At 44.0% G+C, this 17641-nt stretch carries 17 protein-coding genes; 12 read left to right on the plus strand and 5 right to left on the minus strand.

Going from position 1 to position 17641, the window contains the following annotated elements:
- Window positions 1–34: 34 nt before the first annotated feature.
- On the minus strand, window positions 35–676 hold the full coding sequence (locus AAA952_RS02115; protein ID WP_338254001.1) for a hypothetical protein: 642 nt from the start codon (window positions 674–676) through the stop codon (window positions 35–37).
- 51 nt (window positions 677–727) lie between these two features.
- Window positions 728–1087 carry a DUF2750 domain-containing protein gene (locus AAA952_RS02120; RefSeq protein ID WP_338254002.1) on the minus strand — a complete coding sequence of 120 codons (360 nt, stop codon included), beginning with the start codon at window positions 1085–1087 and terminating at the stop codon, window positions 728–730.
- Between the two features lie 419 nt (window positions 1088–1506).
- On the opposite strand from AAA952_RS02120, the gene AAA952_RS02125 reads away from it, so the two are divergent.
- Window positions 1507–2811 carry a lytic murein transglycosylase gene (locus AAA952_RS02125; RefSeq protein WP_338254004.1) on the plus strand — a complete coding sequence of 435 codons (1305 nt, stop codon included), beginning with the start codon at window positions 1507–1509 and terminating at the stop codon, window positions 2809–2811.
- Between the two features lie 138 nt (window positions 2812–2949).
- Complete coding sequence (locus tag AAA952_RS02130; protein WP_105252202.1) at window positions 2950–3438, plus strand: FKBP-type peptidyl-prolyl cis-trans isomerase; 489 nt, start codon at window positions 2950–2952, stop codon at window positions 3436–3438.
- A 194-nt stretch (window positions 3439–3632) separates the two neighbouring features.
- Here AAA952_RS02130 and AAA952_RS02135 read toward each other — a convergent pair whose 3' ends face one another.
- The gene (locus AAA952_RS02135; RefSeq protein ID WP_338254007.1) at window positions 3633–5576 is read right to left on the minus strand and encodes a M1 family metallopeptidase; all 1944 of its coding nucleotides are present in this window, start codon (window positions 5574–5576) and stop codon (window positions 3633–3635) included.
- A gap of 253 nt (window positions 5577–5829) precedes the next feature.
- On the opposite strand from AAA952_RS02135, the gene AAA952_RS02140 reads away from it, so the two are divergent.
- The 4 genes from AAA952_RS02140 to AAA952_RS02155 all read left to right on the plus strand — a co-directional run bounded on the left by AAA952_RS02140 (window position 5830) and on the right by AAA952_RS02155 (window position 11985).
- On the plus strand, window positions 5830–6057 hold the full coding sequence (locus AAA952_RS02140) for a DUF3389 family protein (protein ID WP_106651841.1): 228 nt from the start codon (window positions 5830–5832) through the stop codon (window positions 6055–6057).
- 92 nt (window positions 6058–6149) lie between these two features.
- Complete coding sequence (locus AAA952_RS02145; RefSeq protein WP_113940901.1) at window positions 6150–6821, plus strand: alpha/beta hydrolase; 672 nt, start codon at window positions 6150–6152, stop codon at window positions 6819–6821.
- 363 nt (window positions 6822–7184) lie between these two features.
- The gene (gene ushA / locus AAA952_RS02150) at window positions 7185–8903 is read left to right on the plus strand and encodes a bifunctional UDP-sugar hydrolase/5'-nucleotidase UshA (protein WP_105252205.1); all 1719 of its coding nucleotides are present in this window, start codon (window positions 7185–7187) and stop codon (window positions 8901–8903) included.
- A 421-nt stretch (window positions 8904–9324) separates the two neighbouring features.
- The gene (locus AAA952_RS02155; protein ID WP_338254011.1) at window positions 9325–11985 is read left to right on the plus strand and encodes a TonB-dependent receptor; all 2661 of its coding nucleotides are present in this window, start codon (window positions 9325–9327) and stop codon (window positions 11983–11985) included.
- Window positions 11986–12074: 89 nt separating this feature from the next.
- Here AAA952_RS02155 and AAA952_RS02160 read toward each other — a convergent pair whose 3' ends face one another.
- Window positions 12075–12434, minus strand: a complete 360-nt coding sequence (locus tag AAA952_RS02160) for a TraR/DksA C4-type zinc finger protein (RefSeq protein ID WP_028759621.1) — start codon at window positions 12432–12434, stop codon at window positions 12075–12077.
- 187 nt (window positions 12435–12621) lie between these two features.
- On the minus strand, window positions 12622–13572 hold the full coding sequence (locus AAA952_RS02165; RefSeq protein WP_105253104.1) for a tRNA-dihydrouridine synthase: 951 nt from the start codon (window positions 13570–13572) through the stop codon (window positions 12622–12624).
- A 267-nt stretch (window positions 13573–13839) separates the two neighbouring features.
- Between AAA952_RS02165 and AAA952_RS02170 the strand changes: the two genes are divergently transcribed.
- The 6 genes from AAA952_RS02170 to apt all read left to right on the plus strand — a co-directional run bounded on the left by AAA952_RS02170 (window position 13840) and on the right by apt (window position 17543).
- Window positions 13840–14268 (plus strand): HvfA family oxazolone/thioamide-modified RiPP metallophore, encoded by a 429-nt coding sequence (locus tag AAA952_RS02170; RefSeq protein WP_028759624.1) that lies wholly within the window; start codon window positions 13840–13842, stop codon window positions 14266–14268.
- A 116-nt stretch (window positions 14269–14384) separates the two neighbouring features.
- A complete protein-coding gene (locus tag AAA952_RS02175) occupies window positions 14385–15254 on the plus strand; it encodes an HvfB family MNIO-type RiPP peptide maturase (RefSeq protein WP_338254015.1) in 870 nt (289 codons plus the stop codon).
- A complete protein-coding gene (locus AAA952_RS02180; RefSeq protein ID WP_338254017.1) occupies window positions 15254–16000 on the plus strand; it encodes an HvfC family RiPP maturation protein in 747 nt (248 codons plus the stop codon). The genes AAA952_RS02175 and AAA952_RS02180 overlap by 1 nt, the downstream gene beginning before the upstream one ends.
- Window positions 16001–16150: 150 nt before the next feature.
- Window positions 16151–16273 (plus strand): hypothetical protein, encoded by a 123-nt coding sequence (locus AAA952_RS02185; protein ID WP_006082086.1) that lies wholly within the window; start codon window positions 16151–16153, stop codon window positions 16271–16273.
- 81 nt (window positions 16274–16354) lie between these two features.
- Window positions 16355–16723, plus strand: a complete 369-nt coding sequence (locus AAA952_RS02190; protein ID WP_338254022.1) for a YbaN family protein — start codon at window positions 16355–16357, stop codon at window positions 16721–16723.
- A 268-nt stretch (window positions 16724–16991) separates the two neighbouring features.
- Entirely contained in the window at window positions 16992–17543 is a 552-nt protein-coding gene (apt, locus tag AAA952_RS02195) for an adenine phosphoribosyltransferase (RefSeq protein WP_105252212.1), read from the plus strand.
- Window positions 17544–17641 lie beyond the last annotated feature (98 nt).

The following is a 17641-nucleotide window of genomic DNA, read 5'->3' on the forward strand; positions in this document are numbered from 1 at the left end:
ACATTTGCCAACCCACTACCTATAACTCGCTCGATTATAACGCTAATTCGGCTGCTACATCGTCTAATACTTGGCGCTTCATTTCTTTGGCGGCGGCGATATGGATACGGGCGAGCCTTAAGGCATAGTTGAATCTTGCTCGACCGACGAGGCGCACAAGTTCGGCAAAAAACTGTGGATCTAAGGTGAATTGCGTCGAATAGTATTGGATAGCGGCATTGACTGAATTAAAAGTCACGCCATCGAATTCAAAACCTGCGTTATAACCTTGGTCGTCAATTTCTTCGCCCTCTAATACCAGTGGCCAACCGGGCGCATTGATACGGTCTCGTGCAATTTGGTACATCATCCAAGCACTTTTTTTAAAACCTTCAAACACTTTGCAGGAGAATTCGGACTCAGCAAGCTCTTCTTCGGTCCAATTAATCCCAATGGCGAGGTGTTTCGCATAAATACGCATCAGTGCATCTTTGACGGCCATACGACAATCCCAAATGGAGCTAAGAGTATGTTGTTTGGCTAATCGCAAACATTCGCTGCAGGCGGGCACAGCTAACGAAGCATGTGGTGTATGTGTGTGTGCGATATATTCGAAGTGTTGATGACTCGGTTCGCCACAAAACCAGCAGGTATGGCGTTTGTCGAAGGGAATATCGATAAGCGGAATAGCAGACATCAAGGAATGAGCCCCTCAGTCCTTGATGCCATCAATGGCATACTGAAGCGATTAAACTTCTTCAATATCAACCAAATCTTTTGCTAAAACAATCGGATCAAGTTCAAGACAATCTTCATCGGTTTGCCAATCAACACCGATCAATACACCATCGTCGTTTAGATCTGAGACCCAATATTCTAGAAATTCTTCTAATGAAATAGAAACGGGTTGATAGTCGTGCCATTCGTCGCTGCAATGGGATTTTGCAGTAGCTTCATTTGACCATAATGGCATCACATCTGTGTCTTCAAATTCTGAAGAATCACAAACGACCCAGCCTTCGCCAGTTTCATCCATTAGACCCCAAAGCGTCTGATGTTGTTTTACATTTTTGATAAAGCCAGCCAAAGCCGCATTGATTTCAGTCATGATAGGTCTCTTTGATGTGTGCTGTTAACTTATCCATTATACGGTAACGTGCTGCGATACCAAGGGATTCTTTGTTAAGAATTTTTTTGTGTTGGATAACTGAGCAATAAGCCTATGCCGCAAGGTATTTATGGCGATAAGGATTGTGTTACGTGTCACTATGGGTCAGGATTATTGGTAATGAGTCGCCTTGGTACAGGCTGTTTTACTGACTAAATGTGGCTCAGATAGGGGCTTTACGTAGCGGAGAAATGTGTCTTCTATGCTTTTGGCCGTTAAAGGTGTTTTGGATTCTAACCTTTAACTCGTTATGCCAAGGCGAATATCTCTCTAGGGCAATTCCCTCTCGAAGAAGGAAGATTGTCGTGTTTAGCCACAACAGTGTGATTGTTGTGAGATCAAATATTGGAGTTGTTGATTTGATTAAAATTAAAGGGTTAACTTATCTGTTTGCGAGTATTGCCGCCTGTGTCAGTCTGAGTGCCTGTTCAAGTGCGCCAACGGCGAGTGCCAGTGCTAATGCAACCAGCTCTAACGCGAGTGGCATAGCTGCTGAAGTCAATCAAATGCCCGATATCAGTGCTAGTGTACAATCTAATGCAGAGGCGTTTCCAATGTGCTTGACTGGGCTGCAAGCGCGAGCACGTGCAGAAGGCCTGTCAGAGGCGACGATAAACTCTACCATTGCGAACTTGAAATTTGTCCCTCGAGTGATTGAGCTGGACCAACAGCAACCCGAATTCAGCCAGACATTTGATAATTATTTCAGTAAGCGCGCGACCGAATGGCGGGTCAATGAAGGCCGCCGCTTACTGCAAAAGCACAGTGTTCTACTCAATCAATTAGCGCAAAAATACGGTGTCCCGCCGCAATATATCTTGTCTTTTTGGGGGCTGGAAACGAACTACGGTTCCTATAAAGGCAAAATGTCGGTATTGAATTCGCTGGCGACTTTGGCCTGTGAGCCACGCCGTAGCAATTATTTCACCATAGAGCTGATGCAAGCCTTAAAACTGAAAGAAAAGTATCAGTTCGATGATGACACTATGGTGGGATCATGGGCAGGTGCTATGGGACATACGCAATTTATGCCTTCTGCGTATGCCAAATATGCGGTCGATGGCGATGGCGATGGTAAGGCCGATTTATGGAATAGCACCACAGATGCGCTCACTTCTGCCGCGAATTTTTTGCAGCACTTAGGTTGGCAGCGTAATCAGCGTTGGGGGCGTGAAGTCTTGTTACCAAAGGATTTTAGTTACAGTCATTTAGGCGCGAAACAGCCCTTGTCGTTATCGGAATGGGCTGCGCTCAATGTAACGCAGTCGAATGGGCAACCTTTGCCTGCCGTCGATATTCAAGCTGCTCTGTATTTGCCTGCGGGACACACAGGCCCAGCCTTTTTAGGTTATGAGAATTTTAATGTGATCATGCGTTGGAATCGCTCCGAATTTTATGCCATTACGGTTGGGCATTTGGCCGATCGTATTAATGGTGGACAACCCTTGACAGTCAGTCCGCCTGAGCAACCACGCCTAAGCCGCGAGCAAGTAAAGCAACTGCAAACAAAACTGAACGAGGCTGGATTTGATGTTGGTAAGCCTGATGGTGTGTTGGGACGTAACTCTATGGCAGGGTTGCAAGCCTTTCAACGTAGCAAACAGATGATTGCCGATGGCTTCCCAAGCCCAGAGGTGTTTACCGCTTTAGGATTATCACTTTAGTTACTGTAGCTACTGTAGCCAAAGAGCGCTCGCTGCGGGTTTTGAGTGCTTTGAGGCCGGATAAAAAAGTGGAGTGAAAAGCGCAGTTTTGTTAAGCTCGGCCCACAATTGAAATCGAAGAAAATCAAAGGATATTCGATGAGCATTAAAGACGATATGGTTGTGCAGTTTAACTACACACTGCGCGACGAGAAAGGTGAAGTGATCGAGACGAACGAAGGTCGCGATCCGATTGCCTATTTACACGGTCATGACAACATGATGCCAGGTGTAGAAAACGCGATAAACGGTAAAGCTATAGGTGAAAAGTTCACTGTGACTTTGCCTGCCGCTGAAACCTACGGTGAGCGTGTAGCGGATGCTGACGCACACCAACGTGTGTCGGTTAAGCACTTATTAGGTGCGACAGTGTGGAAACCAGGCATGACAGCTGTGGTTAATACCGACCAAGGTCAGCGCCAAGTGACTATCGTTAAAATGGGTAAGTTTATGGCGACTGTGGATGTAAACCATCCATTAGCCGGCCGCGAACTGACATTTGATATTGAAGTCGTAGGTGCCCGTGATGCGAGTGATGAAGAAATCGCCCACGGTCATGCCCATGGCGCTGGTGGTCATCACCACTAATCTTTAGGCTTCGGGTTCGGCTTCGAACTTGGCTTCTATTTGACTCAATGTGAGATGAGTATAAGTTCAGTATGAGTTGAATGAATCGAGGCTAAAGATTAAATAGCAAAAGCCCAAACCTAGGTTTGGGCTTTTTGTTTTTATGGTGCTAATGGCTTAATGATTGTCGCAACCGCTAATGGCTCCTTATCTCGCTAATGGCTATGCTCATGCTCGAGTGGTTTGTCGGCAAACATCATATCTAAGCTTGCTTGGGTTTGGGGATGGTAGCCAGATCGAGCGTTGAGATAGATACTCTTGGCCCAGTCGTATTTATCTGAGCTTGCTAGCTTTTGATATAAAGGCACGATTAAGCGCATTCGGCCAATATGGGTTAAGTGTTGTTTTAATGCGGGTAGTACTGCGTAATAGCCGTTGTCTAGGGCGAGTGAATACCATGCGAAAGCAATTTCACTGTTGCCAGTGCCCGTAAAATGAAACGCCTTATCTAGCTCAGCAAGTTTGGCTTGGCCAAGATTGACTCTTGGCATTTCATTGATGAATCTTAACCACTGGTGGACTGTCCAAGTGCTGGTTTTCAACTCGCTTGCACTGAGTTTACCCTCGAGCCAAGTTTGTCTTTGAGCATCAATATCATCGAAGGCATGGGAATTGGGCGGTACAAGAAATGACGGTAAACCTTGACCTTCAATCCAAGTATCCACTTCGCCTTCACTGACAAGATGGGGATATTTGTTTAATAGATTCAAAGATAAATATTCACGGAATTGCGCCGTAGTAATACTCTGAAATGCAAAATGATCGAAGTAGCTTTTTACAAAAGTGTCGAAGCGTTCACGGCCAAATTTTTGCTCTAAAAATATTAAGAACAACTGGCCTTTTACATAAGGGACACCGCTGAAGGCTTCGTCGGGCGAACGTTTACCGAGATCGAGATGTAGCACTGAATCGGCAGGAGTAAGTTCTGCAAGCTCTGCAAGCAATTCAGAGTAGCTGATGGTTTGCTCCATTAGTGCTCGGTCTCGGCCATAGAGGTCTTCCATGATGCGATTCTCAACATAGGTCGTAAAACCTTCATTAAGCCAGAGATCGCGCCAAGTGGCGTTGGTCACTAAATTACCCGACCACGAGTGCGCAAGTTCGTGGGCGATGAGGCTCACTAAGCTTTTATCACCCGCGATCACTGTGGGTGTAATAAAAGACAAACGCGGGTTTTCCATGCCGCCAAAGGGGAAACTTGGTGGCAAGATAAGTAAGTCATAACGTCCCCAAGGGTAATCGCCATAACGTTTAGCCGCGATTTTGATCATTTCTGGCGTGTCGGCAAATTCTTTGCTCGCTTTGTCGAGGATCTCTGGCTCAGCCCAAATGCCCGAGATGTTATCTAAGGGAGCAAACTTTAAATGCCCGGCCGCAATGGCAATCAAATAAGCTGGAATAGCCTGCGGCATAGTGAATTGGGTCTGACTGCTCGACAGGGTTTTGCGATCGGCACTCATGACCACAGTGATGGCTTTATCGGTAGTAATTATTGCGCTATAGGTTTGGCGAACGGCTGGCGTATCTTGCAGTGGGATCCAACTGCGGGCGTGAATCGCCTGACTCTGACTGAACATAAAAGGCAACTGTTTACCTTGGGTTTGCTCAGGGGTTAACCATTGAATACCAGACGGATTATTCGACGTGTGATAATTGATTTTGACCTTTTGACTATTTTCATCAGCAAGTTTGATGGTCAGCGCGGCGCCTTTTACAGCGTCCGCTTTGGCTAACGTGAATGGCATGCTTTGCCATTTTCCCGCTGTATTTAAAGCACTTACGCTGTTAATCGTCAGATCTCGAGTATCTAAGATGAGTTCTTTCCCCACCTTATGCCAAGCTAAATCGAGGGTGGCTTCACCGGATAAGCGGTTTTGCTTAAAATCGACGGTAAGGGCTAGTTCCAAATGACTCACGCTGACTTCAGTGTAATTGGCGTAGGTCAGTGCATCTTGGTTCTGCTGCGTATCAGCTTGTACAACAGTGGCAGTAGGCTCAGTGGTTAAGGTATTTGGAGTGCTATTGGCATAAGCGTAGGGAAGTAGTTGCAGGGCAAAGACTAGGGTGCTGCAAAGGACGGTTCGACGAAGTGAAAGCATTATTTATAGTAGCCTAATGATGAAGTATGTTAGTTCGAGTTTGGGGCGATAAGACCATCAATTCAGCTTGGTTTTCTGTTAACCCACTCTATTAGCGCAAAAGTTTACCTGATAATTCACTGGATTTGTTATCTCACTGTTAGCTCAAATGTAATCAAACTTTAATGGCTTGAATGCTGGTCAGGAAATGCCATCGGTAAAAGAGCACAAGTTTGCTATGATGACGGCGTTTTCACATAGGGCGGTTATCATAATGGTGTTAGATTTTTCGCAGGGTAAGTTAATCGTTACTGAGTTCGAGGTTCAAGTGCGCCTCAACGTTGCCAGTATCGTACTGCAAGCGAGTGCTGAGGATATCGGCTTGAGACGTCAGCCTCCTATGCTGATCGCCGATGGTGGCGGTGTACGTTGGAGCTTAGTATTGGACTCAAATACTCAGTTACGTGCGATTCAAGATGTGCTGGGCATGGATGCTGAATAACCTGTGCCCGAGTGGTGATGAGTGTTTAACGTATAGATTTATCATCATTTTTTAGTTGATGAGTGTTTAATATCGAATTGGGAATTTTTAGTATGTCAGTTTCTCTTGAGCGTATTGTTGTCGAACCTAAGACTCCTGCTACGGCTGTGGTTATTTGGTTACATGGATTAGGGGATTCGGGGGCCGGATTTGCTCCCGTAGTGCCTGCATTAGGCTTACCTGTAGATCATGCTATTCGATTTATTTTTCCCCATGCACCAGAGCAAGCCGTGACCATTAATGGTGGCTACGTTATGCGCGCTTGGTACGATATTAAAAGCATGGATTTGCATGACAGAGCCGATATGCAAGGCGTGCTTGAGTCGGAGAAAATGGTTGCCGCATTAATTAATGAACAAATCGCAGCGGGTATTGCGAGCCAACGTATCGTATTAGCGGGATTCAGTCAGGGTGGAGTAATGAGTTTATTCTCTGGACTGCGTTTCCCTGAGCCACTTGCAGGGATTATGGCGTTGTCTTGCTATTTACCGACGGGCGATGTGTTACCCGCTGAATTAAGTGCGGCGAATCGCAATACACCCATATTACAGCAACACGGTCTACAGGATGATGTTGTACCATTATCCGCTGGAATGTTAGCAAAAGAAGCCTTAACGGCGGGCGGCTATCATGTTACGTGGCAGACTTATCCAATGCCTCATTCTGTCATTCCTGAACAATTGAAAGCGATTTCTAAGTGGTTATTACAGCGATTTGAAATGTAGATAAGTCTAATTGCTGATAAAAGCAGCATGCGGTAAGTTGAAATTTACCCATGCTTGTTTTTTTAAAGGAACAATCGCGATGTTTTTTCATATTTCCTAAGTTATTTATAACAAACGATTAAAATCCATTTATTCCATTTTTATTTTGTATTCTGTAAATATATAAAAATCAGTCATTCAGCTTATTTTTTATATGAAACAAATCCTTCTTAAAATGCCCGCCAAATTTCATATAAATGTCAAGTTTTTAATAAAAATGACACAATTTATCTTTATTATTTGCTATTATCCGTGACGCTGAACTTGATGGAGTTCACGGCAATCTTTCTATGATAAAATAATTAAAATCAAGGGGTTGATGTAATGAGACATATGCTTATTAAAGGATTAGTTGCAACTGCTGTTCTCGCTGCACTTGCGGGTTGTAATAATAGTGATGACGATAAAGTTCCAACAACGTGTGCTGAAGCGGGAAGTGCTTGTAAAACGTTTACCGTTTTACATACCAATGACAACCATGGCCGTTTCTGGGAAAACAGTGATGGTGAATACGGTTTAGCCGCTCAGAAAACTCTAGTTGATCAAATTCGTGCAGAAGTGAGTAAGAATGGCAGTCAAACCTTATTATTATCTGGTGGTGATATTAATACGGGTGTACCAGAATCTGATCTTCAAGATGCCATACCAGACTTTACGGGCATGAATAAAATCGGTTATGACGCCATGGCTGTTGGCAATCATGAGTTTGACAATCCGTTATCAGTACTTGATATGCAGCGTCGCCTTGCTGAATTCCCTATGTTAGCGGCGAACATTTACCGTAAAAATGCCGATGGTACTCTTGGTGAGCGTTACTTTGATGCCTATAAAGTATTTGACGTTAATGGTCTTAAAGTTGCTGTTATTGGTTTAACGACAGAAGACACTGCTAAGATTGGTAACCCAGAATACATTAGCGATCTAACATTCACCGATCCCAAGGTGGAAGTTGCTAAAGTGATTAAAGAAATTAAAGATGCCAAAGCGGCAGATATCATTTTCGCTACCACGCACATGGGTCATTACGCAGATGGTAAAAATGGTAGTAATGCCCCTGGCGATGTGGCTATGGCTCGCGCATTGAAAGAAGGGGATTTACAAGTTGTTATCGGTGGTCATTCACAGAATCCAGTGTGTATGGAACCGGGAACTGACAACAAAGCTTATGCAGCCTTTAAGCCTGGTGATGCATGTGCACCTGATAAACAAAATGGCACTTGGATCATGCAAGCCCATGAATGGGGTAAATATGTTGGCCGTGCAGATTTTGAATACTTTAACGGTGAACTCCATCTAGCGAGCTACAAGCTTGTCCCTGTGAATATGCGCAAACTGGATGATGCTGGTAAGAAAACTGCTGACTTAGCTGGCACTAAAATTGAACCGGATTCAGAGTTAAAAGAGCTGCTTTCTTACTATCAAGAGAAAGGTCAAGCTAAGTTAGACGAAGTCATTGCGACAACGGATGCCCTGTTAGATGGTGAGCGTGCAAACGTGCGTAATAAGCAAACTAACTTAGGCCGTATGTTAGCGATGGCACAAAGTGCTAAAGTGACTGCTGATTTTGGTGTAATGAACTCAGGCGGTGTACGTGCATCTATCCAACCAGGCAACATTAGTTACCGTGACGTGCTGACTGTTCAGCCATTTGGTAATATGGTTACCCTTAACGAAATGACGGGTACTGAAGTTGCGGCTTATTTAGGCGCAGTCGGCAGTCTTCAAGTTGGTTCTGGTGGTTATGCACAAATCACTGGTGTGAAAATGACCATTGACTGTGTGGCTAAAACAGCCAACATCAGCGACATCGGTGGCAAGGATTTTAGCCCAACAGCCACTTATAAGTTCACTGTACCTAGCTTTAATGCTGCGGGTGGTGACGGTTATCCTAAACTAACCAGCCCAATTCAAACGGGTTTTGTTGATGCTGATTTACTCTATTCTTTCTTGAAAGAGAAACAAGTGATTAAAGCTGCTGACTACAATCCTGTAGGCGATATTGTTTATGAGAACTCAAAAAGTGTTGAAGGTTGCCAACTTTAAGTAATCAATCATTACTCAGTGTTTCAATATTAATGCCACTCAAATGAGTGGCATTTTTTATGGTTAATTAATATTGAACTAAGTGTAAATTAATATTCAGCGTTTTATTTTCGATACGCTTTGATTCATTTGTGGCGTGAGTTTCTCGGTATTCTTTTAGTTAACAATTAAGATTTATTGTATCAAATTAAATATTTAATATGTTCAACAGGTCTGTATTGCTTAACCCCATGATGTATATCCGGATATCTTATATTCAAGTTGATTTATTTTGTGTCAATTTGTTTTGATTTGAGATTAATTGTTTTTAATGGTTGACTTAGATGTTGCGTATTAACATTATCCCTACAGCGAAATAGAGTTCGCTTGCCAAATATAAAAATAACAAACATAGGGTTTTATTTACCTCAAGGAGAGATTAATGCGCTATTTAAGTTTAACGGCCAAAGCCGTTCGTACTAGTTTAATTACAGTGGCGACAAGCAGTGTGGTTTTTTCTGGAATAGGCTTTTCTGCAGCGGTAAATGCAGCAGAAGAAAATGCGAAAGTTGAACGCATTGAAGTGACGGGTTCTCGTATTAAACAAGTTGATATGGAAACTGTTTCACCCGTGACTGTCATTAATGCTGCGGATATTGCCATGACGGGTGAAAAAACCGTTGCTGACGTATTGAATAACTCTGCGATAAACAGCTTTGGTTCTTGGCGTGGTATTTCTGGCTATGGATCAGGAGCAAGCTCAACCAGTGATGTCAATTTACGTGGTTTAGGATCGTCTGCGACATTAGTGTTATTAGATGGACGCCGTATGCCGGGCACGAGTTCGAGCTCTGGCTCTGTGGCCGATACATCTTCTATCCCTATGGCTATCGTGGAGCGTATTGAAATCCTGCGCGATGGCGCCTCGGCAGTATATGGTTCCGATGCGGTTGCGGGTGTGATAAACATTATCACTAAGAAAGAGTTTGAAGGGTTTCAGCTTGATTACAGTACTGAGCAACCAAGCGTAGAAGGAGGCGATGCCAACCGTTTATCACTTGCAACGGGCTTTAATACTGATAAAGGCAATATCACGCTAACCTATGAATATTATGATACTAAAGCTGTAATGGATCGTGATATTTGGCGAATGGACGATTCAAGTTATAACGCATATAGTGGATATAGCTCAGTACCAAACGGTAAATATGGACCAGGCAATGGTAGCTGGTATAGTAATTCAGATATATGTGAAAAAACGGAAAATACCATAGACTCAGGTGATGGTCGTTGTTTATATAATCATGGTAATGTCACTAAGTTATTTGGCGATCAAACTCGTAATTCGCTGTTATCTAATTTCTCCTATGAGATTTCTGAGAATATAAAATTCCGAGGTCGTGCTTCTGCTTCATTAGCAGAAACTGAAACCCGTTATGCGGGTACGCCAGTATCAACGAATACCCCTGTGATGAGTGCCGATAATAAGTTTAATCCAGTTGGCGAAGAATTAGTGATTTCTATGCGAGGCGCGCAACTTGGCGAGCGAGATACATTAACTGAAACCAACAACTTTGATATTCTAGGTGGCTTTGTTGGTACAATAGATTCAGGGAATGGTATCGACTGGGAATTAAATGCCCAGCACGCAACATCGACGACAAATAGTTTTAATTATAATTTACTGAATGACGATATTATTCAGCAAGAAATTGATTCAGAGCAATATGATATTTTCAATACCTCTGGAATGAGTTATGAGCAGTGGGATCAACAGATGACAGATCTGTATCGTAAAGCTGCGCATACTGGGGTTTATCAGGGCAAATTTGAAAGTACTCAATTGGATGGTCTTGCTTCGACCTTACTGCTCGATGACGGTGATCTTTCGGTCGCTATGGTCGGTGGTCTTGAATATGAAATGATCAAGTTTAAGCAAACCAGTGATCCAGAATCGGCCGCGGGTATTATCTCCGGCGGTTCGGGTGGTGATGATGTGGATGCCACGCGTGACCGTAGTGCCGCTTATTTGGAACTCCAAGTAGGCTTACCTGCGAATGTTGAGTTTTCTGCCGCAGTACGTTATGAGCGCTATGAGCAGGAAGGAACTCTCACAGGGCCTCAGGGGGAAGTCGTTAATTCATCGACCTTCGATGCCGTGGTGCCTAAGTTTGGTTTAAGCTGGCGTCCTATAGACACGTTATTACTGCGTGCTAGCTATGGTGACTCATTCCGTGCGCCGAATATGAGCGAAATGTTCTCGTCTCAATCCTTGAGTTTTGAGAAGGGTGTTGATTCTTTATGGTGTAATGAACCTGGTAACGTGGATGCCATATATTGCGCGACTAATAATCAACACAAAACCTGGTATGGAGGGAATCCTGATCTAGAGGCAGAAGAGGGCAACTCGTTAACCTTTGGCGGCGTTTGGAATGTCACTGACGCATGGAACTTGGAGTTATCTTATTACTCAATCACCTACGACAACAAAATTGAGTCGATTGATGTAGATGATATCCTGCGTGATGAAATCAAGAATGGATCGTCTCCCTATGTGACCCGTGGTCCAGATGGCAAGATTGAGTATATTGAAGCGGGAGTTCGTAACTTAGCCACAGTTGAGACCTCAGGTATCGATTTTGTAACAGCTTATAACTTAGAAACAGGCTTTGGGGATTTCAATTTCAAACTGGATTTAACTCATGTGCTTGATTTTAAAAAGCAGGATAACGCTGAAGCAGACATGATCGACTACGCAGGAACGACAGACTCACCCGATTGGCGCGGCAACTTTGCGACCAGTTGGAAATACGATGATTTCTCTGCCGCATGGACAGTCGTCTATATTGGTAGTCAATCAGCAAGTTATTTCAACGAGTTAGAAAAAACTGACCGTTATGTCGATTACGATAATTACTTTAAACACAATATCCAATTTGGTTATACCCATGCATATAACGGCTCTATAACAGTAGGGGTGAATAATGTGTTTGATGCTGAAACACCAAACTATTACACCTATGCCGATTATCGCGATGTGAATGTGGGTTTATATGATGTGTTAGGTAGAACGTATTACCTGAGAATAAACCAGAAGTTTTAGGTTGTCCGCCCTCCCTGGATAACTCAAACCTCCGCTTGCGGAGGTTTTTTTGCTTATAAGTCAGTTTACTGGATGTCGAATGAGCGCTATCAATGCGTGAGGCGCAGTTCGTGGCGGTGTTCATGCTGATAATGCTCGGCGCAGGATGTGCAGCGTTGTTCGGTGGGATCTTGGCTTAAGCGTTCGCTTTCAATTTCTGCCTCACAATCCGAGCAAAGACCGTAGAGACCTAAGTCGAGCTGGCAAAAGGCGGCATCAAGTTTATTTAATCGGCAAAATAGTGGGTGTTCAGCCAGTGGTGTCTGAGCCAATTTATCAATTAATTCTGCCAGACTCAGGCTAGCGTAATGCTCCCCTATGGCTTCGAGGAACAGAGGGAGCGCGCCTATTTCTTTCCTTAGATTAGCTTCAAGCTCTGACAATTCATGTCTGATATGGGTGGTGCTCACGTAAAATCGCCTATTTCATTTGACTCTAGGCGTCCAGTCTAATAGTTCCACTATCAACGACTATGATAAAGATCAAGTATCTGCCACATTTTCGGTTTTTTAGCCGTTAAAAATCGAAAAAGTACTTCATTCTTATCGCATTATATGTGCTACGGCAAAAGCCCTTTTATCATACATATCGTCGCGATTATTCGTCGCATAAGTTCCGTTGCGCCGTTTCTAATACGCGGACTATTTCTTCCGTTGTTTTAAAGACTCGCAGTTCCCTAAACAAGGTATCGGCTTCGGGATATTGACGGTTGAGATAGGTGAACCACTGTTTGATCCGGGCTGGATAATAGTCACTCTTACGGCCATTGAGTTCCCTTTGGGTATAACTGAGCATGAGCCCTAAGGTTTGCGCCCAAGTATAAGGAGTGGCTCCTGTCTTGATAGTATCAGCCAAGTTCGGCAATGAAATTGCCCCGCGGCCGATCATGATACTGTCGCAGCCCGTGACTTCGATACAACGCTTAGCATCGTCACTGTTCCAAATTTCACCGTTGGCGATCACCGGGATTGGCAAACGTTTGCGTACTTCGGTGATGTATTCCCAATAGGCTGGCGGTCTGTAACCGTCGACTTTACTGCGCGCATGGATGGCAAGTTCAGTTGCACCGGCTTCATACACTGCAATGGCGTTTTCCATAAACAGTGACTTATCTTCATAGCCCAAACGTATTTTGGCCGTTACGGCATGCTCTTTTGGTACTGCTTGACGCATGGCTTTGACAATATCGTGCACACTCTCAGGATATTGCAATAATACGGCGCCACCTTTACTGCGGTTAACAATTTTTGCTGGACAGCCAAAGTTTGCATCAACACCGTGTGAGCCTAACTCAATGGCACGTAGGGCATTTTCGCCCATACATTGGGGTTCTTGACCAAGCAATTGTACTCGTACTGGCGTACCTGAAGGGGTGTTGCCGTTGTTGAGCAGTTCAGGACACAGTTTGAGAAAGACCTTTTCAGGCAGCAGTTGGTCTACCACTCGCACAAATTCGGTGACGAGCAAATCGTAGGGATTGATGGTCGATAGGATGTCACGCATCAAAGCGTCTACTACGCCTTCCATTGGAGCCAAAATCACACGCACTGCAGTAAACCCATATCTGTTGCAAAGGGCGAGCATTCTACCTTATCAGCCCTAAGTTACAAAGTGGCCTTGTGAAGGAGGATGAATAGGTACGCCAATAAATAAAATCCAAGCTAAACTGATTGTCCTAGCAGGATATTTTTACCATTTCTGTGACTTAGTGATATTTTTTGCAATAGAATCGAAATAAGGCAGGTCTTTTGTTGTAAGCCAGCTACTTAAACTGTTGTTGGTCATTATTACTCAATAAACAAGAAGGGATTATTTATGAATTCAGTTAAAAAAACAGCAGTTGCAGTAGCGTTAGGTTCAGTTGTGATGAGTTCGGCTTTTGCTGTCAATGCACAAACTAACCCATTTGGTTTTGAAGCTATGGATGCGGGCTATCAAATTGTCGGTTCAGAAGGCAAATGTGGTGAAGCCAAATGCGGCGCAGACATGAAGAAAGCCGCCGCTGAAAAAGCCAAAGAAGGTAAGTGTGGTGAGGCTAAATGCGGTGCTGAGATGAAAAAAGCGGCTGCAGATAAAGCTCATGAGGGGAAATGTGGCGAAGCGAAATGCGGTGCTGACATGAAGAAAGCCGCTGATAAGGCCCATGAAGGTAAGTGTGGTGAAGCAAAATGTGGCGCTGATATGAAGAAAACCGCCGAAAAAGTGGATGCTAAAGTCGAAGCCGTTAAAAAAGAAGTGAAGTAAAGCGGGTTTGTTTTATCCCTGCAGTTATTGGGATAATTGAGCCTAAAGAGGCCAGCCAGCGCTGGTCTCTTGTGTTTTATTCTTAAGCGATTACAGGTTAGCGTTCGTGAGGTTCTATGAATGATCAAAAAAATACGGCACAGGTAGGGCTGGGATTAAGACGAGAAATGCTCAGTGAATTTTGTTTACAGGTGCCTGATGCTATTAATTTTTTTGAAGTGGCGCCTGAGAATTGGATGACCTTAGGTGGTAAATTTGGCCGCCAATTTCGTGAATTGACCGAGCAACATACTTTCTACTGCCACGGTTTGAGTTTATCCATTGGTAGCCCTGAACCCTTAGATCTCGCGTTTGTAAAAAATATCAAAACCTTTATGGATTTACACCAAATCCAAGTCTATTCCGAACATTTAAGTTATTGCTCAGGGCAAGGTCACTTATATGATTTAATGCCTATCCCTTTTACCGACGCTGCAGTGAAGCATGTGGCGGCGCGGGTCAAGCAAGTAGAAGATATTCTAGAGCGGCCGCTTATTTTAGAAAATGTGTCTTTTTATGCCGCTCCAGGTGCTCAAATGACAGAACTTGAATTCGTCAATGCCGTGCTGCAAGAAGCCGATTGTAAACTGCTACTGGATGTGAACAACATCTATGTGAACTCGATAAACCATCAATACAATGCCGATGCCTTTTTACAGGCCATGCCGACGGAGCGCATCGCTTATCTGCATATTGCTGGGCACTACAAACAAGCTGAAGATCTGCTCATTGATACCCATGGCGCAGCCATTAACGATCCCGTCTGGACATTATTACAGCGCTGTTATGCTTTGCATGGGGTAAAACCGACTTTGCTTGAGCGTGACTTTAATTTGCCGACAACCGCTGAATTGTTGCTCGAGATAAATCAAATTCACGGTTATCAAATGGCGGCGTCCAGCTCCCATGCCCAAAATAGCGCTCATGCCGTAAAGAGGAGCGCCTAATGGATTTTAAGCAAGTGCAGCAATCCTTTATCGATTATATCCGCGATCCCTCTTCGCCATTGCCCGCGGATACTGATGTCCGGCGTATGCAGGTTTACCGCGAGTTATTTTTTAATAATGTGCTGGGATTTGTGTCGAATGGCTTCCCCGTGCTGAAAAGTTTGTATTCTGAGGAGGATTGGCTGACTTTGGTGCAGCGTTTTTTCAGTCAACATGATTGTCAATCGCCCATCTTTATCGATATCGCGGGTGAGTTTTTAGATTTTTTACAGCAGGAATATCAGCCCACGGCAAATGATCCTGTTTTTATGCTCGAATTAGCGCACTATGAATGGCTAGAGTTGGCCGTTGCGGTTGCACAGGCGAGTGAGGATGAATCTCAACTTAGCCCAGCGCAAATGTCGACGCAGGCTTTATGTTTGTCGCAGACGGCGAGGGTAGCGCAGTATCACTTTGAGGTGCAGCACATTCGTCAGGATTATCGTCCGCAGCAACGACTCGATACGCCAGTGTTTTTTTGTCTCTATCAAGATGCCGATTGTGAAGTGTGCTTCTTACAGTTAAATCCCTTAAGCGCACAGGTGCTGGCATTTCTTCAAGCTCAAGGCCAAGCGGGTTTTAAAGAGATAGTTGATTGGTTAACAATCACTTACCCTCAAATGGCGCCAGAGATTATTGAGCAAGGTTGTATGCAGTTACTCGAGCAATTAGCGGCCAAAGGGATAGTGCGCGGACGTCAGTCTTAAGGTGGGGTTTATTGCCGAAATAAATGCAATAACCCTACATTTAGAGGGTTTTTATTGATTTGACAAACCGCTACAATGTCGGCCGTTTTGTGATCTCAATCACTGTACGATTCCTGCGCACTTATACTTGCACATACTAGAGGAGCTGTAATGAGTAGTCAGCCGTTCAAAGACCCATTTAATTTTTTGTATTTTATTGGTTTTATTTTAGTTTTACTGTTGCCGACTCTGCCAGCAAGTCTGTCTTGGTTAAAGCATTTAGGTTTAATTTAAGCGAGCGTTAATCTCTAGCGCGTAGCCTATTTGCCACTCTTCGAGTGGCTTTTGTTTTTCCGATAAAGGGCATTTAAACCTATGGTATTAAAGCGCGGATTATTTTTACTGTTAGGCTTAACCGCTTTAGTCTTAGGTTTAGTCGGTATCGTGCTACCGATAATGCCGACCGTGCCTTTTATCTTGCTTGCTGCCTTCTGCTTTGCCCGCTCGAGTGAACGTTTACACCATTGGTTGATGACACATCCCTGGTTTGCCGACGCTTTAACCCAGTGGCAAGAGCTGCGAGCAATGCGTAAGGGATTGAAACGCAAAGCCATGATAGTTAGCGCACTCAGTTTTAGTCTCAGTATTATTGTGGTCCCTATCCTTTGGGTAAAAGGTCTGCTGTTTGTCATGGCGTTGATCCTACTTTGGTATCTTAAAGGTATACCTGAAATAGAGGGATGATTGAGTGATTGAATGGGCTCAAGTGCTGTGACTGAAAGTTTAGTCGTGTTCTTGTTGAGGCTATTTAACTGAGAGCCAACAGGGTTTGATCTAAGGCACAAATTGATAACCTTTCCATCACTTGTGCATTGTGATTGTTGCAACTAAAACTAAAGCGGCATAAGCTTTGTCCGACTTTCGACAATGCGTCCACTCAGTGTGGACGTTTTGTTTTATACCGCCACCGCTAGGTTGGTGAATTGATTAAGTAACTTATTAAGCAAATATGATGGCTATGAATACAGAAACCTTATCCTTGATAAAGCAAAGCATTAAAACGATTCCTAATTATCCTAAGGAAGGGATTTTATTTCGAGATGTCACCAGTTTGCTTGAGAATGCAGCAGCCTATAAAGCGACCATCGACTTGTTAGTTGAACATTATCGTGGTCAAGGCTTTACCAAAATTGTGGGCACTGAAGCCCGTGGTTTCTTATTTGGTGCTCCGTTGGCTTTAGAATTGGGTATAGGTTTTGTACCTGTGCGTAAACCCGGCAAATTGCCGCGTGCAACCATCAGCCAAAGCTATGAACTGGAATACGGTCACGATAGCCTAGAAATTCATACTGATGCGATTAGCGCAAATGACAAAGTGCTCGTTGTTGACGATTTACTCGCCACTGGCGGTACTATCGAAGCGACCGTTAAACTGATCCGCCAACTCGGCGGTGAAGTTAAACATGCGGCCTTTGTGATCTCATTACCTGATTTAGGCGGTGAAGCACGTTTAACCGCATTGGGGCTTGAGTTGGTTAAACTTTGTGAGTTTGAAGGCGAATAAATCTGCAGCTAAAGGCGCCTTGGGATAGTTTGATGGCATGTCAAATCATGGCATGTTATCTTTCAAAGTTCTCGGGGCGCATGCTCCCGCTTTTGTAT

Origin of the sequence: Shewanella sp. M-Br (genome assembly GCF_036245925.1) — a bacterium.
In the GTDB taxonomy this organism is placed as follows: Bacteria; Pseudomonadota; Gammaproteobacteria; order Enterobacterales; family Shewanellaceae; genus Shewanella; species Shewanella oncorhynchi.